23 protein-coding genes and 1 pseudogene are annotated in these 21403 nt (G+C 31.3%); 16 read left to right on the forward strand and 8 right to left on the reverse strand.

Going from position 1 to position 21403, the window contains the following annotated elements; genetic code table 11:
- Positions 1-28: 28 nt before the first annotated feature.
- Positions 29-1945, forward strand: coding sequence for a T9SS type A sorting domain-containing protein (locus BM549_RS08145; protein WP_290469823.1), 1917 nt, complete (start codon positions 29-31; stop codon positions 1943-1945).
- Here the strand turns inward: BM549_RS08145 and BM549_RS08150 are convergent.
- Positions 1942-2742, reverse strand: coding sequence for a bifunctional 2-polyprenyl-6-hydroxyphenol methylase/3-demethylubiquinol 3-O-methyltransferase UbiG (locus BM549_RS08150; RefSeq protein ID WP_290469824.1), 801 nt, complete (start codon positions 2740-2742; stop codon positions 1942-1944). The genes BM549_RS08145 and BM549_RS08150 overlap by 4 nt on opposite strands.
- 64 nt (positions 2743-2806) lie before the next feature.
- On the opposite strand from BM549_RS08150, the gene BM549_RS08155 reads away from it, so the two are divergent.
- From BM549_RS08155 to BM549_RS08215, 13 genes and pseudogenes are all read left to right on the forward strand, one after another.
- A complete protein-coding gene (locus BM549_RS08155) occupies positions 2807-3457 on the forward strand; it encodes a hypothetical protein (protein ID WP_290469825.1) in 651 nt (216 codons plus the stop codon).
- 14 nt (positions 3458-3471) lie between these two features.
- Positions 3472-4737 carry a kynureninase gene (gene kynU / locus BM549_RS08160; RefSeq protein ID WP_290469826.1) on the forward strand — a complete coding sequence of 422 codons (1266 nt, stop codon included), beginning with the start codon at positions 3472-3474 and terminating at the stop codon, positions 4735-4737.
- A gap of 6 nt (positions 4738-4743) precedes the next feature.
- The gene (locus BM549_RS08165) at positions 4744-5088 is read left to right on the forward strand and encodes a hypothetical protein (protein ID WP_290469827.1); all 345 of its coding nucleotides are present in this window, start codon (positions 4744-4746) and stop codon (positions 5086-5088) included.
- Complete coding sequence (locus BM549_RS08170) at positions 5081-6478, forward strand: NAD(P)/FAD-dependent oxidoreductase (RefSeq protein ID WP_013870081.1); 1398 nt, start codon at positions 5081-5083, stop codon at positions 6476-6478. The genes BM549_RS08165 and BM549_RS08170 overlap by 8 nt, the downstream gene beginning before the upstream one ends.
- Positions 6479-6489: 11 nt before the next feature.
- A complete protein-coding gene (locus BM549_RS08175; RefSeq protein WP_013870082.1) occupies positions 6490-6915 on the forward strand; it encodes a RidA family protein in 426 nt (141 codons plus the stop codon).
- A gap of 39 nt (positions 6916-6954) precedes the next feature.
- On the forward strand, positions 6955-8397 hold the full coding sequence (locus tag BM549_RS08180) for an aldehyde dehydrogenase (protein ID WP_290469828.1): 1443 nt from the start codon (positions 6955-6957) through the stop codon (positions 8395-8397).
- Positions 8398-8489: 92 nt separating this feature from the next.
- Positions 8490-8749, forward strand: a pseudogene (locus tag BM549_RS08185) (GIY-YIG nuclease family protein).
- Between the two features lie 34 nt (positions 8750-8783).
- Positions 8784-9566 (forward strand): SDR family oxidoreductase, encoded by a 783-nt coding sequence (locus tag BM549_RS08190; protein WP_013870085.1) that lies wholly within the window; start codon positions 8784-8786, stop codon positions 9564-9566.
- 131 nt (positions 9567-9697) lie between these two features.
- Complete coding sequence (locus BM549_RS08195; RefSeq protein WP_013870086.1) at positions 9698-10231, forward strand: 3-hydroxyanthranilate 3,4-dioxygenase; 534 nt, start codon at positions 9698-9700, stop codon at positions 10229-10231.
- Between the two features lie 63 nt (positions 10232-10294).
- Positions 10295-11383 (forward strand): amidohydrolase family protein, encoded by a 1089-nt coding sequence (locus tag BM549_RS08200; protein ID WP_013870087.1) that lies wholly within the window; start codon positions 10295-10297, stop codon positions 11381-11383.
- Positions 11384-11536: 153 nt separating this feature from the next.
- Entirely contained in the window at positions 11537-12178 is a 642-nt protein-coding gene (locus tag BM549_RS08205) for an O-methyltransferase (protein ID WP_013870088.1), read from the forward strand.
- A 6-nt stretch (positions 12179-12184) separates the two neighbouring features.
- Positions 12185-12964: a HipA family kinase gene (locus BM549_RS08210; RefSeq protein ID WP_013870089.1), complete on the forward strand. Its 780-nt coding sequence runs from the start codon at positions 12185-12187 to the stop codon at positions 12962-12964.
- Positions 12954-13346 carry a DUF3037 domain-containing protein gene (locus BM549_RS08215; RefSeq protein ID WP_290469829.1) on the forward strand — a complete coding sequence of 131 codons (393 nt, stop codon included), beginning with the start codon at positions 12954-12956 and terminating at the stop codon, positions 13344-13346. The genes BM549_RS08210 and BM549_RS08215 overlap by 11 nt, the downstream gene beginning before the upstream one ends.
- A gap of 11 nt (positions 13347-13357) precedes the next feature.
- Here the strand turns inward: BM549_RS08215 and BM549_RS08220 are convergent, their stop codons facing one another.
- On the reverse strand, positions 13358-14401 hold the full coding sequence (locus BM549_RS08220) for an NAD(P)/FAD-dependent oxidoreductase (protein ID WP_290469916.1): 1044 nt from the start codon (positions 14399-14401) through the stop codon (positions 13358-13360).
- Between the two features lie 380 nt (positions 14402-14781).
- Between BM549_RS08220 and BM549_RS08225 the strand changes: the two genes are divergently transcribed.
- Complete coding sequence (locus BM549_RS08225) at positions 14782-15339, forward strand: CPBP family intramembrane glutamic endopeptidase (RefSeq protein ID WP_290469830.1); 558 nt, start codon at positions 14782-14784, stop codon at positions 15337-15339.
- A 59-nt stretch (positions 15340-15398) separates the two neighbouring features.
- On the opposite strand, the gene BM549_RS08230 is transcribed toward BM549_RS08225, so the two are convergent.
- The 6 genes from BM549_RS08230 to BM549_RS08255 all read right to left on the reverse strand — a co-directional run bounded on the left by BM549_RS08230 (position 15399) and on the right by BM549_RS08255 (position 20596).
- Entirely contained in the window at positions 15399-16910 is a 1512-nt protein-coding gene (locus BM549_RS08230; protein WP_290469831.1) for a S8/S53 family peptidase, read from the reverse strand.
- Positions 16911-17010: 100 nt separating this feature from the next.
- Complete coding sequence (locus BM549_RS08235; RefSeq protein WP_290469832.1) at positions 17011-17298, reverse strand: twin-arginine translocase TatA/TatE family subunit; 288 nt, start codon at positions 17296-17298, stop codon at positions 17011-17013.
- A gap of 72 nt (positions 17299-17370) precedes the next feature.
- On the reverse strand, positions 17371-17898 hold the full coding sequence (locus BM549_RS08240) for an inorganic diphosphatase (protein ID WP_013870095.1): 528 nt from the start codon (positions 17896-17898) through the stop codon (positions 17371-17373).
- 140 nt (positions 17899-18038) lie between these two features.
- Positions 18039-18632: a porin family protein gene (locus BM549_RS08245; protein ID WP_290469833.1), complete on the reverse strand. Its 594-nt coding sequence runs from the start codon at positions 18630-18632 to the stop codon at positions 18039-18041.
- Between the two features lie 24 nt (positions 18633-18656).
- On the reverse strand, positions 18657-19427 hold the full coding sequence (locus BM549_RS08250) for a membrane metalloprotease (protein WP_290469834.1): 771 nt from the start codon (positions 19425-19427) through the stop codon (positions 18657-18659).
- Positions 19428-19537: 110 nt separating this feature from the next.
- Positions 19538-20596, reverse strand: a complete 1059-nt coding sequence (locus BM549_RS08255; RefSeq protein WP_290469835.1) for a hypothetical protein — start codon at positions 20594-20596, stop codon at positions 19538-19540.
- A gap of 287 nt (positions 20597-20883) precedes the next feature.
- On the opposite strand from BM549_RS08255, the gene BM549_RS08260 reads away from it, so the two are divergent.
- Positions 20884-21396: an RNA polymerase sigma factor gene (locus BM549_RS08260; protein WP_290469836.1), complete on the forward strand. Its 513-nt coding sequence runs from the start codon at positions 20884-20886 to the stop codon at positions 21394-21396.
- Positions 21397-21403 lie beyond the last annotated feature (7 nt).

Consider the following 21403-nt stretch of genomic DNA (forward strand, 5'->3'; position numbering starts at 1 on the left):
CGCAAAATCAATATTTAACCTTTTTTAAATGAAAAAATTAATACTTTTCGCTTTAACTGCTATTTGTGGTTTAATAAGCTATGCACAAACAACAGAAGTTGTATTAACAGTAAATTGGCCTAGTTGGTCATCAGAGAATAAAGTTGAACTTTATAGCCCAAGTGGAGTACTATTACAAACTATTGATAATGGGTATGATGGTGTTACAAATAACTCTTATAACGAAACTACAACAGCAGTAAGTTACCCAGTTAATAGTAGTACAACTTCAGGTTATTATGTTGTTTTATATGATTTTTATGGAGATGATTGGAATGGCGGAGGTAATTTAACTATCACTGCAGATGGGCAAACAGCTTTTTATTTCAATGGAGATTTTAATCCTAATAGTACCTCAAATCCAATTGAAGTAACACAAACATCTTACTTTGCTTTAGAGCAACCAGCGCCACCACCAACACCAGTTCCAGAAGCTTCACAGTTTGATACAAGCGGTAATGAATATATTGAATATATCCCAGGTACAATTCCAATTATTATATCAGCTCCACATGGAGGAGTAAAACTATCTGGCCAAACTATTGGTGGTATATTTTATCCAGATAATGATAGTGCTTTGCCAGATAGAAACTGTGGTGTTAATGAAAGGGATGATAATACAGAAATTTTAATACGTGAAATTCAACAATCTGTTTACGATCAAACAGGATGTTATCCATATATAATTATAAACAATTTACACCGTAGCAAGTTAGATCCTAATAGAGCTTCAGCCGAAGCAACTTGCGGTGATTCAGATGCATTATTTTATTGGAATGCATATCACAATTTTATAGATCAGGCTAGTACAGATGTAGTAAATACTTTTGGTAAAGGTTTATATATAGATTTGCATGGGCAAAGCCATTCTATACCAAGAATTGAAGCTGGCTATAATATCTCGGCCTCAAATTTAAATAATACAACGGCCAATCACTTAAATACAGTTTCAAACTCAACAATTACAAACTTGGTTTCAAATAATTTAGGAGGATTAAACCAAGAACAATTAGTAAGAGGAGTAACAAGTTTAGGAGGATTGTTTAGAACCACTGGCGGAGCATTTTATAATGATCAAGGATATTCAGGATGTGGCGTGACTTCAGGATACCGTACACTTCCAAGTGATTTTAATGGAGGCTCTCAGGCTTGTGATGATACAAAGCCATATAATAATGCATATTTTGATGGTGATTATTATAGTAATAGGCGTCATGGTTCTGGTCCAGCAGCAAGCGATGGTCTTGGTGGTGGTGGTACTATAGATGGTATTATGACAGAGGTAAATAGAAGAGTGCGTGACTTAGGAACTTACAATGGTAATACATATGATACAAGACCACAAACACTAGTGCCGTTTGCAGATGATTATGCAACAGTAATTGTAAATTATATAGATATACATTACAATGATTTTGCAGAATTTAATTATTCAGATATGGCATATAATACTACAGATCCAGATCCAACACCAGTAATGGTGAATAATTCTAGCGGAACATTTTCTAGTACCACAGGTTTAGTTATTGATAGTGTAACAGGTACTATAGATACGTCGGCATCAACTCCAGGAAATTATGTTGTAACGTTTCAAGTAGGAAACTGTGATGCATATATGGCAACTAGAAATATAGAAATTATAGATAATACATTAGGATTAGATACTTATAGTAACATAAAATTTAAATTGTTTCCAAACCCTACAGATAATGAAATAACATTTCAATCTAATAAAAACATTTCGATGGTGAAAGTTTATAATTTATTAGGGCAGGAAATGTTGAAAATAAATCCTCTGGCAAAAAACGCATATATAAACCTTTCAAAGTTAGCGTCTGGATCTTATATAATAACTTTTTATATAAATGAAAAAATAGTTACTACAAAACGAGTAATAAAAAATTAGAGTTTAGTTGCTTTAAGTTCAAAAATAAGAGGATATAATTTATCCTTTGTTACATAATTGCCCGATTTAGTTTGCTCTAGGTCGGGCAAAACATTATAAGGGCTTTCGTTATGCTCATTTAAGTATTCAATTTTTAAACCAGCTTCAGTCAAAGCATTAATTACTTCGCTTAAACCATGATTCCAGCCATATTCTTTGCTAGTAATATTAGCATTTTCATTAGCATAAGTGCCTTCATATTCTTCATAAATTACTTCGTCTTGCATATAGCCATATTTCATTACTGGTTTCCCATCTAAATAATCAAACATCCAAACTATTGGGTGAAATTCAGCCATATAAAATGTGCCTCCAGTCTTTAATTTTTCAGCAATCATTTTTCCCCAAGGTTTTAAATCTGGTAGCCAACCAATAACACCGTAGCTTGTAAATACAATATCAAAAGTGTTACTAACGTGTTTAGCTGTATCTAACACATTACAGCACACAAATTCTGCATCTAAATTTAATTCATTATTTAAATCTTTAGCTAGTTTTATACCTTCATCGCTTAAATCTACACCAGTACATTTTGCTCCCAATCTACTCCAGCTTAAGGTGTCTTGGCCAAAATGACATTGTAAATGTAATAGTGATTTTCCTGTAACATCACCCAAAGCATTTAACTCATAAGGCATTAGTGAATTTTTTCCTTTTTTAAATGCATCCATGGCATACATCTCACTTTCAGCATGTACTTTTACTTTGTTATTCCATGTTATTTTGTTAGTACTAAAGTATTGAGAATTATCGGTCATATCTTAAGCTGTATTTTACCAAAACTAATTATAATTTCTTAGCTTTGAAAGAAAACCAAAAACCATGTATCGATTACTATTTATTTGCCTGTTTGTTGTGCTTTCTTGTAAAGAAGAAAAACCCGAAAAACAATACACTCTTGCCGAAAAAATAGCAAATGCTCATGGCTTTAAAAACTGGGATAGAGTAACAGAATTTCAATTTACTTTTAATGTAGATACAGATAGTACAAACTTTGGACGCTCTTGGATTTGGAAACCAAAGGCGAATAAAGTGACCATGCTTACAGCAAAAGATACCATAGTGTATAATACATTTAAAGTAGAACAAGAAAGTTTAAATGCAGATCGTGCATTTATAAACGATAAATATTGGGCACTACTACCATTTCAATTAATTTGGGATACAAGTGCAACATTAAGTGAGCCAATAAAATCTCAAGCGCCAATTAGTAAAAAGCAACTTAATAAAGTAACATTAACTTACCCAGTTAAAGGTGGTTATACGCCAGGTGATGCTTATGATATTTTTTATAATGACGATTTTATAATTCAAGAATGGGTGTTTAGAGAAGCTAATGCAAAAGAGCCATCTATGATAAATACTTTTGAAAACTACAAAGAATTTAATGGTATTAAAATAGCTCAAGATCATAAAAAAGAAACCGGAAGCTGGAACCTTAATTTTACAGATATAAAAATAATTACTCAATAAAAAAATACAACCAAGTGTCAAACTATACATTAGGTCGCGATTTTGCACAACAATTAGACAAAGAAGACCAACTAGCACATTATAGAAATCAATTTCATATTCCAAAAGATAAAAATGGAGACGATTTAATATATCTCTGCGGAAACTCTTTAGGCTTACAACCAAAAGCAACAAAAGATTATATTAATCAAGAATTAGAAGATTGGGCAAACTTAGGAGTAGAAGGGCATACCGAAGGTAAAAACCCATGGCTACCATATCATGAGTTTTTAACAGAAAGTATGGCAAAAGTTGTAGGAGCTAAACCTATAGAAGTTGTAGTTATGAATACTTTGACTGCAAACCTTCACTTTATGATGGTTAGTTTTTATAAACCTACCAAAAAACGATATAAAATTTTAATCGAGGCAGATGCTTTTCCAAGTGATAAATATGCAGTAGAATCACAATTACGTCATCATGGCTTTGACGACAAAGAAGGTTTAGTATTATGGAAAGCACGAGAAGGTGAAGAATTAGCCAATTATGAAGACTTGGAAGCTATACTAGAAGCGCAAGGCGATGAAATAGCTTTAATCATGATTGGAGGTGTAAACTACTATACTGGTCAGTTTTTCGATTTAAAACGCATAGCAGCCTTAGGTCATAAAAATGGCTGTATGGTTGGTTTTGATTGTGCTCATGGTGCAGGAAACGTAAATTTAGATTTGCATAATTCTGGAGCAGACTTTGCTGTGTGGTGTACTTATAAGTATATGAATGCAGGACCAGGTAGCTTATCTGGCTGTTTTGTACACGAACGTCATGCTCATAATAAAGATTTAAATCGTTTTACAGGTTGGTGGAGCCACAATAAGGAAACCCGTTTTAATATGCGTGGAGAGTTTGACCAGTTACCAGGAGCAGAAGGTTGGCAATTATCTAACCCACCAATTTTATCTATGGCTGCAATAAAAGCTTCAGCAGATATTTTTGCAGAAGTTGGTATGGAGAAACTTACTCAAAAATCTAAAAAATTAACAGGCTATTTTGAGTTTTTAATAAACGAATTAAATAATTCAGATATTAAAATAATTACGCCAGATAACCCAAACGAGCGTGGCTGTCAATTATCAATACAAGTTAAAAATGCAGATAAAGCATTACACCATAAACTTACAGAAAGTGGTGTAATTAGCGACTGGAGAGAGCCAGATGTTATACGTTGCGCACCAGTACCACTGTATAATTCTTTTGAAGATGTTTATAATATGGTAGAGCGTTTAAAGGCTTGTTTGTAATATATTTTGAATTCATTTTATAAAACTATAAAGGGTGAGGAAACCTTATTTAAGATTAAAAAGAAAAGTGAGATAGGTTTTTGGCAATATCAAATTCTAGGTCTATTTAGTTATTTTGTAAATAAATCTTCAGATTATTTAATTATTACAGATAGAAGAATTTTAATAGTAATTAAAGATGAAATTGTAAACAATTTACAATATGAAGACTTTTCCAAAATAAAGTATAATTCGATTAGTGGTATTTTAAGTTTTCAGAATACATTAAATAAAACAAAAAACTTATCATTAAAAAAACTAAGATTAACTTATGAAGAAATTCAATTACTTAAAAAGAAGTTAGATGTCTAGCAAACAAAACATACTAATAGTTGGCGCAGGATTATGTGGTTCACTTTTGGCTTTAAGATTAGGGCAAAGAGGTTATAATGTAACTGTAATGGAAATGCGTCCAGATTTACGAAAAGTAGATATCTCTGCAGGACGTTCAATAAACTTAGCTTTTTCAGATCGTGGAAATAAAGCTATGAAACTCTGCGGTATAGAAGATAAAGTAAAAGCACTTTGTATACCAATGCATGGTCGTATGCTTCATGATATAGAGGGCAATACAATTATGGCTAATTATAGTGGCCGTGAGCATGAATATATCAATTCAATATCAAGAGGAGAATTAAATGCATTATTACTTGATGAAGCAGAGAAACATGAGAATGTAACCATTCATTTTAATAAAAAATGTAAGTCTGTAGATTTCGAAAATACTACAGCACTTTTTAAAGACTATAATACAAAAGAAGAATTTGTAGAAGATGCCGATGCTATAATAGCAACAGATGGAGCAGGTTCTGCAATGCGTAAAAGTTATTATCTAGGTAAAAAATTTCTATTTAGCTTTTCTCAAGATTATTTAACACATGGTTATAAAGAGTTAAGTATTTTGCCTGCAAAAGATGGCGGTTATAAAACCTATAAAAATGCACTACATATTTGGGGTAGAGGCGACTTTATGGTAATTGCTTTACCAAATTTAGACGGAAGTTTTACAGTAACATTATTTTTAAGTTATAACGAAGGTGAATATAATTTTAATAATCTAACAACAAAAGAACGAGTTTTAGAATTCTTTAATAAGTATTTTAAAGACGCTTTAGCATTAATGCCAAACCTTGTAGACGATTTTTTCGAAAACCCAACAGCGCCACTAGGTACAGTAAAATGTTCACCTTGGCATTATAAAGGTAATACTTTATTAATGGGAGATGCTGCACATGCTATAGTTCCATTTTATGGGCAAGGTATGAATGCATCTTTTGAAGATGTTGTAGAGTTCGATAAAATTTTAGACCAAGATCATGATAATTGGGAAAGCATTTTTAAAGCATACCAAACCGCAAGAAAACCAGATACAGATGCTATTGCAGATTTAGCAATCGATAATTTTCATGAAATGAAAGGTCACGTTAATAATGCAAATTTTAGAGAAAAACGTACTTTAGAAATGGCATTAGAAAAAGAATTTCCTACACAATATTCCTCAAAATATTCATTAGTAACATTTAATGAAAATATTGGATATCGCGAAGCAATGTTAAGAGGAAGAGCCCAAGATAAAGCCATATTAAATATGTTGGCAGAAGGAACTTTAGATATAAAAGACGATTTAAAAAGTAATTTAGAAAAGGTTTTAACCGAAACTAAAAATATTTTAGAAGAAGATAAAATAGCAGGATTACATTAGAAACTAAAAATATGAGTGAAAAAAATCAAACTTCCGAAGGAACAAAAGTAACACCAAGAGGTGCTTATCCTCATGTAAAGCGTGTAGGTGATTTTATTTTTGTTTCTGGCACAAGTTCACGTAGAGCAGATAATAGTATAGCAGGAGTAGATATTATAGACGAAATGGGTACAAAACGCTTAGATGCAGAAGTACAAACCAGAGAAGTTTTAAAAAATATAGACACAAACCTTAAAAAAGTTGGAGCAAGTATTAAAGATGTAGTAGATGTAACATCATTTTTAGTAAATATGAATGACTTTGCAGGTTACAATAAAGCATACGCAGAGTTTTTTGAAAAAGAAACAGGACCAACCCGTACAACCGTTGCAGTACACCAATTGCCACATCCAGATTTGGTTGTAGAAATTAAGGTTATGGCCTATAAAAAACAATAAAAAAATTAGTATCTCGCAGCTATCTACCATATAATTATAATGGAAAACATTAAAAACTACATAAACGGTACGTTCTCATCACCAGTTAATAATAATTGGATGGATAATTATAATCCTTCTAATGGCGAAGTGTATGGGAAAATTCCAGAGTCATCAAAAGAAGATGTAGATTTGGCATACAAAGCAGCAAAATCTGCATTTAAACAATGGTCACAAACCACATTAGAAGAACGTAGTAGAATACTCAATAAAATTTCAGAATTACTAGAAGCAAACTTACAACGCTTTGCAGAAGCAGAAAGTAAAGATAATGGGAAGCCTATAAGTTTAGCAAAAGCGGTAGATATACCAAGAGCAGCAAGTAATTTTCGTTTTTTTGGTAATGCAATTACTCAATTTGCAAGCGAAAGCCACGAAAGCATTGGGCAACAAGCAGTAAATTATACTTTAAGGCAACCCATAGGCGTTGTTGCTTGTATTTCACCTTGGAACTTGCCATTATATTTATTCACCTGGAAAATTGCTCCAGCAATAGCAGCAGGAAATTGTGTAGTAGCAAAACCAAGTGAAGTCACACCAATGACTGCTTATTTATTAGGTGAAATTTGTAATGAAGCTGGTTTACCTAAAGGTGTTTTAAATATTATTCATGGTTTAGGCGGTACAACAGGTCAGGCAATTATTGAACATCAAGATATTAAAGCAATATCATTTACAGGAGGTACAGCAACAGGAGCACATATAGCAAGAGTAGCAGCACCAATGTTTAAAAAACTCTCTTTAGAATTAGGCGGAAAAAACCCAAATATCATTTTTGCAGATTGTGATTACCAAGAGATGTTAAATACAACCTTACGCTCTTCATTCGCAAACCAAGGTCAAATTTGTTTGTGCGGAAGTCGCATTTTTGTAGAAGAAAAAATATACCAACAGTTTAAAACCGATTTTGTAACAAAAGTAAAAGCACTAAAAGTTGGTCATCCAGCAAAACAAGCAACAAATATTGGAGCTTTAGTTTCAAAACCACATCTTGAAAAAGTTAAAGAGTATATTGAAATCGCTAAAACTGAAAACGGAACAATACTTTGCGGAGGCAATGAAGTTAAAGTTGAAGGTTATGAAAACGGCTATTATTTAGAACCAACAGTAATAGAAGTACCAAATGATGAATGTCGCGTAAACCAAGAAGAAATTTTTGGACCAGTAGTTACAATAATGCCATTTAAAACCGAAGAAGAAGTATTATTAATGGCAAACAAAGTAAAATACGGTTTATCTGCTACACTTTGGACAAATAATTTAAAACGTACTATGCGAATGAGTAACCAATTACAAGCAGGAATTGTTTGGGTAAATACCTGGATGATGCGAGATTTACGCACACCTTTTGGTGGAGTAAAAGCTTCTGGTGTAGGTCGTGAAGGTGGCTTTGAAGCACTTCGCTTTTTTACTGAAGCTAAGAATGTTTGTATTAAGTATTAAATTGATGTCGCCTCGAGCGCAGTCGAGAGGTTAATTATGAAACGTATTATGTTTATATATTGAAATGATTAGATGGGTTAACTTATACTGGAATAACAAATAACATATCTAGACGATTTGAAGAACACCAAAATGGATTAAACAAAACCTGTTTTACATATAAAAAAAGGCCTTTAGTATTGATATTTCAACAAGAGTTTAACAATGTAGAACAAGCAATATATTTTGAAAAGAAAATAAAAAATGGAGTGCAAAAAAGAAATTTGCTTTAGCTAATGGAGATTATAATTTGTTGCAAATTTTAGCCGAATGTAGAAATGCAACACATTCTAATTTTAAACCGAAAAGTTAAGTAGGTCTCTACTGCGCTCGACCAGACAAAAATTATGAATCTAAACTTAAATAACAAATACGCACTAGTTTGCGGTAGTACAGCAGGAATAGGAAAAGCAACAGCAATTGCTCTAGCAGAAGAAGGTGTTCAAGTAACACTTATTGCTAGAAATGAAGATAAATTAAAAAAGACTTTATCTGAGTTACCAACACATAGAAATCACAACTACATAGTTGCAGACTTTTCAAATCCTATGGAATTGAAAACAAAAGTAACAGAGTATATTTCTAATAATCATGGCTTTCATATTTTGGTGAATAATACTGGCGGACCAAAAGGCGGACCTGTTTTTTCGGCAGAAGTAGACGAATTTGAAAATGCATTTACACAACACTTAAAATGTAACCATGTACTAGCTCAAAGTGTTGTCCCTTTTATGAAACAGGAAGAATATGGCAGAATTGTAAATGTAATTTCAACATCTGTAAAACAACCACTAGATGGTTTAGGAGTAAGTAATACTATTCGTGGAGCAGTTGCAAACTGGAGTAAAACGTTAGCAAATGAGCTTGGACAATTTGGTATCACTGTTAATAACGTATTACCAGGTGCAACAGGAACAGATCGTTTAGCAGAAATTATAAAAAATAAATCAACAAAATCTGGAAAAACAGAAGAAGAATCTGCAAATGCAATGAAGAGTGCTGTACCAGCAAAACGCTTTGCTAAACCAGAAGAATTAGCAGATGCCATTACATTTTTAGCAAGTGAAAGAGCTGGTTATATTAATGGAATAAATCTTCCAGTAGATGGAGGAAGAACCAAAAGTCTTTAATATCAAACACAAGGCAATCACGCATAAATTGAAAAGTAATTACTAACTTTATATCAATTTGAAATCTTGAAATTTTTCAAGAAACCCTTAAAACATATCGTAAACTTTACGAAGTAAAAAAATAAAATATCATGAGTAATATAGTATCTCCAATAAATTTTAAAGCATGGATAGAAGAAAACCGTCACCTTTTAAAGCCGCCAGTTGGTAATAAAGTAGTATGGAAAGATGGTGATTTTATAGTCATGGTTGTTGGTGGGCCTAATAGTAGAAAAGATTACCATTATAACGAAACACCAGAGTTTTTTTATCAAGTAGAAGGTGATATAGTTTTAAAAATTATAGATAATGGCACACCAAAAGATGTGCATATAAAAGAAGGTGATATTTATTTATTGCCACCTAAAGTACCACATTCTCCGCAGCGAGGTGCAAATACAGTAGGATTAGTTATAGAGTATAAACGTCCAGAAGGTATGCGTGATGCTTTACTTTGGTTTTGCGAAAATTGTACAACAAAACTTTATGAGGAAGATTTTACTGTTGAAAATATTGAAACAGATATGCCTAAAATTTTCGATGAATATTATGGAGATAAGCAAAAACGAAGTTGCCCTAACTGTGGCGAGGTAATGCAACCACCAAGTAAAGTTAAAATAGAATAAGTTTTTGGTTTAGATATTTAAACGAAAACATTTTAAAAATCACAAAAACTTAGGAATAATAAAATGGGAAACAAAAGAAAACTTAGAATAAACGGTCACTCACATTTATTGCCATATCCAGAACAAATTCCACAATTTATGCAGGATAAAGGTATATTTTGGGTAGATAAAGACCGTAAATTCATGCTTCAAAAAGATTGGAGTCGTCCTGTAACAGATTCTAGTTTTTTCTTAGACGAAAAACTAGCATGGATGGAGCGCAATAAGTTAGACCATGCCGTAGTACTTAATTTATCGCAATTATACGGTAATGGTTTGCGAGTAGAAGAAATGAAACAAGCCTTACGTTTTCAAAACGATTTTAATGCTAATGTACAGCACGAAAACCCAAGTAAATTTACTTGTGGTTTTGTAGTCCACCCAGGTTTTGTGCGTGGTGCATGTTGGGAAATTGAACGTTGTGTAGAAGAGTTAGGCATGCAATTATTATGCTTACCAACACATTATATGGATACTATTGGTACCTGGCGTTGTATTTTTGATGAGGAAAACGAACCTATTTTCGAGCTAGCTAATAAGTATAATCTTGCAGTAGAAATCCATCCATATGATGGAGAAAAATTTATAAAATTAGAAAACACCTCTTGGCGTTTTCATTTAATCTGGATGTTAGCACAATGTGCAGATGCTTATCACTTTTTAACCTTAAATGGGTATCAAGATAAATATCCAAATATGAGAACTTGTTTTGCTCACGGTGGGCAATTAGCACAAATAAACCTAGGTAGAAGAATTCAAGGTTTTGATGGAAGGCCAGATTTATTTGAAGGTAAAAGCCATCCAAGAAAAGCAGTAGGACATAAAAATATATTTTTCGATACTTTAGTTCATGATACTGGCGGATTAGAATTGTTAATTAAAAATCAAGGCTCAAAACAAGTATTAATGGGACTCGATGATCCTTACCCATTAGGAGAAATGGAAAGTGAAAAACAAAGCTCTTACCCAGGAAAAATTCTAGATTTAGCAATGGAGCGTAAAATTATTACAGAAGTAGAACGTGATAATATTTGGGAAGATAATGTACTAAGATGGCTTTGTGGTGAAGATGAAGCAGCCAAGCAAAAATTAGTAAATAGAATATTAAGTTAAATAAGTGAATCCGTTTTATTAAGTATTGTCTTTAGTTTTTTAATGTTCTTAGAATGTATAGAAACTAAATACTATTTTTCTAAAGAAAAGAAGAAGAAGGATTTCAAACTTATTATAAAACGATTATTGACATAGAATTTTGGAAATAATAAAATGCATTTTATACCAGAAAAATTAGACGATTATGTAGTAGCACATTCTCAAAATGAGCCAGAGCTATTACAACAATTAACACGCGAAACTTTTCAAAAAATATTACAACCACGCATGTCTAGTGGTCCGTACCAAGGTCGTGTGTTAAGTATGATTTCAAAATTAATACAACCAGAAAATATTTTAGAAATAGGTACATTCACAGGATATTCAACATTATGTCTGGCTGAAGGTTTAAAACCTAATGGTAGTATAGACACCATAGATATTAATGAAGAACTTTTTGATTTTCAGCGTAATTTTTTTGATAAATCTACTTATGGAAACCAAATAAATCAACATTTAGGTAATGCTTTAGAAGTAATACCAGAATTAAATAAAACCTTCGATTTAGTTTTTATTGACGCAGACAAGGATAATTATATAAACTATTTTAATTTAATAGTAGATAAATTAAAACCGGGAGCGATTATATTATCAGACAATGTATTATGGAGCGGTAAGGTTATAGAAAAACTAGACCCAAAAGATAAAATGACAAAAGCAGTGTTAGATTATAATGCACTTTTAAAAACCGATGCTAGAGTAGAAACAGTTGTATTACCTATTCGAGACGGATTAACAATAAGCCGAAAGCTATAAAATTAAATGAGCACACTAGAAATTAGAACTGTAGATGTGGTTAAGTATGTAACGCCGTTGCGTGAAGGTGGATCGCTACCAGCTATTGTAAAAGGTAGTGATGACTTTTTGTATGTGCTTAAGTTTAGAGGTGCAGGACAAGGCACAAAAGCATTAGTTGCAGAGTTTATTGGTGGAGAATTAGCTCGAGCTATTGGTTTAAAAGTACCAGAATTGGTGTTTATGAACTTAGACGACTCGTTTAGTAAAACCGAACCAGATGAAGAAATTCAAGATTTATTAAAGTTTAGTGTAGGTTTAAACTTAGGTTTACACTACTTAAGTGGCTCTATAACATACGATCCATTAGCATCTGTAGCAGACGCTCTAACAGCTTCTAAAGTAGTGCTGCTAGATAGTATTATAAGTAATATTGACAGAACAGCAAAAAACCCAAACATATTAAACTGGAATAAAGAACTTTGGGTAATAGATAATGGTGCCAGTTTTTATTTTCATCATAATTGGGATACTTGGAGAAATCACCTAACAAGAACATTTCCATTAATAAAAGATCATGTATTGTTAGATCGCGCTCAACATTTAAAGGAAGCAGCTAGTGAAATAGTTAAAACCTTAGATTTTAAAACAATTGAGAGAATAATTAATAAAATTCCTGAAGATTGGTTAGAAAATGAAGGCGATACAATGTCTCCTAACGAAATTAAATTAGCTTATATAGAATATTTAGAAGCTAAATTGTCAATGATTGATTTATTAGTAAAAGAAGCTGAAGATGCAAGATAAAGTTACTTTTGAATATGCTATAATACGTTTGGTGCCTAGAGTAGAACGTGAAGAGTTTTTTAATATAGGAGTGATTTTATTCTCGAAAAGAAAAAAATTTTTGAGCGTAAAATATAATATTAACGAAGCCAAACTAGCTGCTTTTTCTTGTGATTTGCAGTTAGAAGATTTAAATAATTATTTAAAATCTTGGGACTTAATTTGCAAAGGTGATAAATCTAGCGGTAAAATAGGTACGTTTGAATTAGCCGATAGGTTTAGGTGGTTAGCAGCATCAAGAAGTACTGTAATACAAAGCTCTAAAACACATTCTGGCTTAACAAATAATCCGCAAAAGGAATTAGAAGCTATTTTTAGGCAATATGTTTTATGTGATAATTAAGAGAAGTTTTTTTAATTTTTACTACGTATTACATTTGCAAGGTAGCTGGCATCTTTTGATACACCACCTAAAGTCGCAGATCCTCGTGTAAACATCCATGGTAAGCCAATAAAATAAAGACCATCTATATTGCTAACACCACGATAGTTTTTTGGGTAGCCGTCTGCATCTAATTCTAAACCATTAATCCATTTAAAATTAGGGCGATAACCGGTTGACCAAATCACGTTTTTTATAGTTGAAATCTTGGTAGATTCAAAAATAATTTCTTGGTTTAAAGCATCTTTAGTTCTTCCTACAGAAATAACATTTTCTCTAGATAAAATTTCTTTTACATCTGTACCAATAACTGGTTGAGTAGAAGAGTTTATTTTTTTTCCAATCCAACTATATTTATTATAGCTTAAAAAACCAATTTTAGTAAACCACCACCATAAGGTTTTACCTAAAAACTGTTGAGGTAAAGACTTTACTTTTGTATCTCCAGAAAAATAAACAGTTCTTGTTTTGTCTTTAGATATTTCATTTAATATTTGGTATCCAGAATCTCCACCACCAACAACTAAGGTATCACCATCTTGTAATTGTTTAACATTTTTATAGTAATTACTATGCATTTGTAAAACACTATTGTCGATTTTTGTATGGCAAGGTGGCGTATATGGTATATGAAAAGGTCCAGTGGCAACAATAACATTGTTAGCAATCAATTGTTCGTTATTGTATGAGATTTCAAAACCTTTTTCGGTTTTATTTATTTTAGTTACAAGAGTATTTAACTGTACAGGAATATTAAAAGTGTCTACGTATTTTTTAAAATAATTAGCAACTTCAACTTTAGAAGGATAATGACCTTTTGGAGCGTTAAATGGTAAACCAGGTAAATGATTGTATTCTGTTGGTGTAAATAATTTTAAAGAATCCCATCTGTTTAACCAAGAGGCACCAATTTCAGATTCGCCATCAAGAACTATAAACTTTTTATTCATTTTTTTTAAATGATAAGCTATAGCTAATCCTGCTTGTGCACCACCAATAATCACATAATCAATCATTAAATCCTTCTTTTTTATCTTTTGCAAAAGTAGAAACAATTTATTGATTAGCGTAAGTTTCTTAATGTTAGATTTTTATTTATACAGTAAAGCAACCATTGTAAATTTTATTACGTCTATAATAATATAATAACCAACGTAATATATTTATTTTAATGAAATCTAAACTCAAATTTTGGAACCAGCTTTTTCTATTTGTTTTAATTCTTTTAATATTATTATTTACAAGAGCGTTTTTTTGGCATCTGTTAATAAGGCTTAAAATTGATTCCTACAATTATCATACATTAATAAGTATTATTACTAATTTAATTTTAATTATAGTTTCATATGTATTTATAAAACGAAACAACCTTTTTGTCATTGCAGGTTTAAAACAAGTGAAATTAAAACGTGCTTATTTACTATTATTTCCTGTACTTTATTTGTGTGCTCTTAATGGTATTTTTATGGATGATTTAAATGCTAATATTTCATTTACTAATATCTTAATTTTTTCACTTTATGTTATTACAATTGGATTTGCCGAAGAATTAAGTATTAGAGGTTTTTTACAATCTTATTTTATAAACCATTTAGGAAACTCTAAAAAAGGCGTTATAATTTCGGTTTTTTTAGCCTCACTTTTTTTTGGGTTAATACATATAATAAATTTTGATAAAGGTATTTATGGAGAGCTGTCCCAAATTGGATTTGCAACATTTATTGGTGTTATGTTTGGTTTTTTATTGATTGTAACAAAAAGAATTTACCCGTTAGTTATTATTCATGCAATAATTGATTTTGTAGGAGATCTTGATGAAGTAGGTGCAAAAATCACAACAAAAATTGTTGAACCAGTTTCTTTGGAGAATAGTATTTTTATTACGCTTTTTACGCTACCATGTTTACTTTATGGTTTGTTTTTAATGAAAAAGTATATTTTAAAAGCAGAGTAAAATAATTTGTAAAAAAAAAGCCTCCTTAATAAGGAAGCTTAAATTTTTTTAAAGATATTTTATTGCACAGCTTGTAGTGCATTAATATTACCATAACCAAAGCTTGAGTTTTTGTTAGGGTAAAATTCTGATGATTGTTTTAATTTATTTAAAACTTGAGTTCTGCTCCAGCTTGGGTGTCTAGACCAAACTAATGCAGCAATACCTGCTGTTGTTGCTGTTGCTACAGAAGAGCCACCAGTGTAACGTCTTTGGTTATTATAAAAACCTAAAACTGGAGGTGCTTTACTTGTATTGTTATTACCTTCCATAATAATTGTAAAATCAATTTTGCTACCACTATGGCAAGTGTCACAACGCTCGTAATTAGACCCATCATTTACACCAGTAACAGCTACAGTTTCACTCATTGTAGCAGGAAAAATTACACCATAACCATTTGTAAAACTAGTAGAAGTACCACCAGCTGCAAATATTAATTTACCTTTACTATAAGCATATTTTACAGCATCTTTAATATTACCAATAGACCAAACATAACCAATAGACATAGAGATTATTTTAACATCGTTTCTGTTAGCTAATTCTGTTAATGCTTTAGATACACCTTTACGTTCATGATAATCGTTTAGTAATACATCTTCAGTAGCTCTATAGGCTACTAAATTCGAATTATAGGCAACACCTACAGGCATGCCATTATCGTTTCTTGGTGCAGCCATTGTAGAAGCCATTGCTGTACCGTGACCACATTTATCATGTGGTCCATCATAATTGCTTGACCACCACCAATTAGAGTCTATAAACGTACCGTATTTTTGTACAAATCTTGAGTTTGATGAGTAACCATCTTTAAAACCATTACCATTTAATAAAGATTGTGATTGTGATACTCCAGTATCTATTAAGCCTATAGTAATGCCAGCGCCTGTACTATAATTCCATGCTTGTGGTATATTATGCTGGTTAAAATGCCAACTTACCTGTGCATTATTAGGTGCAATTGTAGAGTAGTGTGCGCTGTTAATAGATTCACCATCTTTGCTACATCCAGAACTAGAACGCATAGCATTATTAGTGCCATAGTGATTGTAACCATTTGGTTCTAAATAGCGAATACCATCCATTTTTCTTAAACGGGTAATAGATTCTAGGTTTTCAATTTTTACATCGATAACATTGATAATTTCATATTCTACGACAGTTTCTTTACTGCGTGTGTAGTTTTCTGTAGCTTCAATAGATTTTATAATATTTTCTTTTTTATCAAGTAATTCTTTAGATCTATTTTCGCTAAAATTTTCGTTTTCATTACCGTAGCCTATGGTAAGAATATTATTTCCGTGTACAACTGCACTCCATAAAAAATGATCGGTTTCATTTTTCCATTCAAATGTTTCGCCTTTATTAAGTTGCATCTCAATTTCGGCATTAATTTCTTCTATTGTAAGAGGTTTAGATTGGTCAAGAAGTTGTTGTTCTTGTTCTTTAATATCACTTGTAGTGTCTTCAGCACAAGATGAAAAGATTACTAATACTACTAAAAGTAGTTTAAAGGGAGTTGTTTTCATATTTAATAATTAAAGGTTAGACCTTCAAGATATTAAATATTTCGCAATATATATATCACGAAATTATGAAATTTTAAAATTAAGCTTTTAAAATTGAGAATTACATTTTACGACTTATTGAGCCTGTAAAGTCTTCAAGGTCGTCTTTTACTTTTTTAAGTTCGTCTTGTACATCTTTTGTAATACTGGTATCAATACCATTTTGCTCGGCACTTTTAGTTATTTCGCCTTTAATATCGTTAGATGCATCTTTTAGCATACGCATGCCTTTACCAAGACCTCTAGCGATTTCTGGAATGTTTTTGGCACCAAATATCATGACTACTGCAAGAATAATTAAAATTGCTTCTTGGCCACCAATAAATAAGAATGTTGTTAATTTTATCACGGTACAAATATAATAATAAAAAAGCCTTTCAAATATACTTTGAAAGGCTTTTAACTATTTTAATATAATAGATTATATTGTAAAGTTACCATTGGTTTTATGCTCACTATTTTCGTAGCGTTCAACACATTTGTTAAGAATCTCGTAAGCTTCTTTTGCGTCTCCCCAACCACCAACATCTACTTTTTTCTTTTCTAGATCTTTATACACTTGGAAAAAGTGTGTAATTTCCTTAATACGGTGAGGATTTAAATCATCAATATCATTGTAGCTATTCCAAATAGGATCTGTAACAGGAACACAAATTAATTTCTCGTCAGGACCTTTTTCGTCTGCCATATGGAAAACGCCAATTGGTTTAACTTCTACAACACACATAGGAAAAGTAGGTTCTGTACCCATTACTAAAACATCTAATGGATCTCCATCTAATGCTAATGTTTCTGGTATAAAACCGTAATCTCCTGGATACATCATTGATGAAAATAACATACGATCGAAACGAATTTTATTTAATTCAAAATCGTATTCATACTTGTTTCTGCTTCCTTTTGGTATTTCTATTAAAACATCAAAAGTTAATTTTCCTTCTGGACTCATGAAATATTATTTGTTTATTCCCGAAAATGGGATGCTAATTATTGTTTATAAACGAAAAACTAAGGTTTTTCGGGCAGCAAAAATACATATTCATTTGAGTTTTAACAAGTATTATATAAAATCTTATTATTAAGTTTAATTTAAAAGTCGAAACCTAATGTAAACTGCCAAACTCTATTTTTTGGTTTTCCTTCATCATATATGTCTCCTAGGCCTAAATGATATCTTACACCAAAGCTTACTCCAGAGTCTGTTTTAAAACCTGCTCCGAAATTAACTCCGTAATCAAATTTATTTGGTTCAAACTCTTCTTCGTTATCAAAGAGATTAAATTCACTATCAAATTCTTCTTTATGAGAAATTGCTAAACCTGCTTGTGGTCCTGCTTCTAGGAAGAAATTTTGAGTTGGATAGATTTTTAATAGTAATGGTAAATTAATATAATTTACTTTTTGTGTAAATGTAGAATTGTCATTTTTAATTTCGTAGCCTTGTTGAGAGTATTGTAACTCTACTTGTATTGCTACGGCGTTATTAACAAATGATTCGCCATAAAAGCCTATATTAAAGCCGCTACGTTGTCCAGTTTCACCATCGCCATCAAAACTTACAGAGGCTAAACTGTAACCTCCTTTAATTCCTGCATGCGATTTGTTTTTACTTTCTGCATCTTGTGCATTTATTGTTATTGCAGCTATTACTATTAGCGCAAATGATAAGATTTGTTTTTTCATTTTGTAAATATTTATTTAGGGTTTTTATTTTCCTCCGTTTGCTTGCAAATCTGCAATGCATTGTGCATCTAATTGTGGTATTTCATCTCCAGAAACCATATCCATAACGCCATTTGTTGTTTCGGTTTTCCAGAACATTAAACAATTTGTTTCATCGCAATGTTTTGGGTGCGCTTCATCTTCATGATTAGATTGTAATGGTGCACCTAAATTTGTTAGTCCAAATATATGGCCTATTTCATGTAAAGTTACTGTTGTTTCTAAGGCTTGCCTACTAGGTTCAAAAGCATCATCACTCAAGTTGTGTATACTTTCTTCGTATATAACAAATGATGTATTTCTATAAGCAGTACCTAAAACAGAACTGTTTTGAGAGTTGCTTGCAGATAAACCATCTATATATAATGCCCAAACGGCTAATTGATCTTCTGTATTAAAAATGGTTCTATTGTTATCTTCAATTGTTCTAACTTCATTGGTAGTGTATGGAGATAAACCTGGTGATGGAATACTTCTTTTTTGTACAGTTATTCCATTGGGTTTGTAAGTTCGTTCATTAAAAAAAGCAACTATATTATTAACTGCTTGTTGTGTTGGTTCAAAACCTTCAACATAAATTAATTCTATTACTAAACTTTTATATTGAGTATCTGAAAGTAAATCTTTAGATGATGCTCCAACGTTTTGTAAATGATAATCTATAGTGTTTTCTGTTCCGTTACTTTCATCGTCTTTAGAACAAGAAAAACTGGTAATAAATAATAAAATAATAATAAAATAAGTGTTCTTTTTCATGATATAAATATACTTTAAATAAGCTACTGTCTCAATTGAGATAGTAGCTTATTTTCAACAATCAACTTATTATTTACGATAAATTTGGGGTAATAGGTTTTATTTTGAGATTAAATTTGTTGTAATACTAGTGTTGCTGCAGCATTAGTCGTACTTTGTAAAGATATGCTTGTGTTGTTAAAACTTGTTACTTCCCAGTTTTGGTTAAGTAAACTAAAATTAGCATTACTTGTAAAGTTTAGGTTTAAAAACACTTCTGTTTGAGAGGTTACTTGATAAGTACCTTCTACATTTTCAACTGTTGAATTTACTGTGTTTTCTGCTACTAGAGATAAGTCATTTGCAAAATCGATAGTGAATTCTACATAATCATTTGCAGTATCTACACCAGAGTTTACAAAAGATTCTACTTGAAATAATCCATCAACTAATATTTCTTCTAAGTTGTTTGCGTTTCCTTCTGCATCTTCCATAGTGTCTTCTTGCATTACACAGTCTTCTACGCTTGATTGTAAATCTGCATCACTTGAGATAGTAACAGTGTTTCCTCCTGCACCAGTAACTGTAATTGGGTAGTTTACAGAAAATAATTCGTCTTCATTAAAATTATTAATATAGTTATACAGTTGCTCTTCACTTTCTATAACAACACTTCCTGTTTGTTCTGCATTTATATTGTAAGTAAAAATTGTAATTGGAAAATTAATATCTACACAAGATAAAGCGTTTTCTGCATTAGCTTCGGCTTGTTCACAGGCTTCATTTATAGCATCATATTCTGCTTGGTTTGTTACAACAACCTCTGTATAGTTACTTAATGCAACTGTAACAGGAAATTGTAATACAACGGTATCATCATCTGTATTAAATTCTGCTAAAATATCTAATACTTGTTGGTAATCTGCTTGGCTAATTATTGTAACTTCTGTGTTGTTAACTGTAGCAGTTACTGGTAGTAAAATTGAAGAACATGATACACCATCTAAAAAGTCATCAAACGAACCATCGTACATAGATGAACGTTCTAAATTGTTTGCTGTTTGAGAATTTGCGGTATTTGTGTTAGTGTTTGGGTTTTCGCCTGTTTCATTATCTATCTCATCTTGGCATGAAGTAAAAGTTAATAAGGCTGTTAAAAATACTGTGGCAATTAATTTTAAATTTTTCATTGTTTTCATTTTTAAATTTGTTTTTCTTTTTCTAGCGATTTTCGCCCATTTGTAAGTAAGACAATTGTAAATTATTTTACCCTACTTTTAATTTATTAAAATTATAGCATAGCTTAATAAAAACACTAATGCTATGGTTAATACAATTTCTACGACTTCTAATATTTTGATTGGTATCATGGTCAATGGATTTATAATTATAATAGTTAGACAATAGAAAAAGAATATACCCTACTTTTAAATTAACTTTTTTTATAACTAACTTGTTTTTACTTTATTTGCAAACAATGAGGAACGATAAAAAACTTTGTGAAGACAGTTACTTTAATAACTTTTATTTAGAGTATATACAACAGGCAAGTAATTTTGCTTACTATAAATGTGGAGATAAGGATACAGCTTTAGATTTGGTACAAGATGCGTTTTCTAAAATTTGGGAAAATTGTTCTAAAATTGATTTTACTAAAGCAAAAACGTATTTGTTTACTACGGTTAACAATCTTTTTTTAAATAAAATTAAACATGAAAAGGTTGTTATGGAATATGCTAAAGCAGCTCCATATCTAGATATTAATAATCAAAACCCAGAATATATCTTAGAAGAAGAAGAGTTTAAAGCAAAGCTTCAAAATGCTATTTCTTTATTAACAGATAAACAGCGTGAGGTATTTTTATTAAATAGAATTGAAGGAAAGAAATATAGAGAGATAGCCGAAATGTTAGGTGTTTCTCAAAAAGCTGTAGAAAAACGAATGTCTTTAGCATTAACTATTCTTAGAGAGAAAATAGATATTTTATAAAAAAAAG

Origin of the sequence: Lacinutrix sp. MedPE-SW (assembly GCF_001874145.1) — a bacterium.
Lineage (GTDB): Bacteria > Bacteroidota > Bacteroidia > Flavobacteriales > Flavobacteriaceae > Lacinutrix.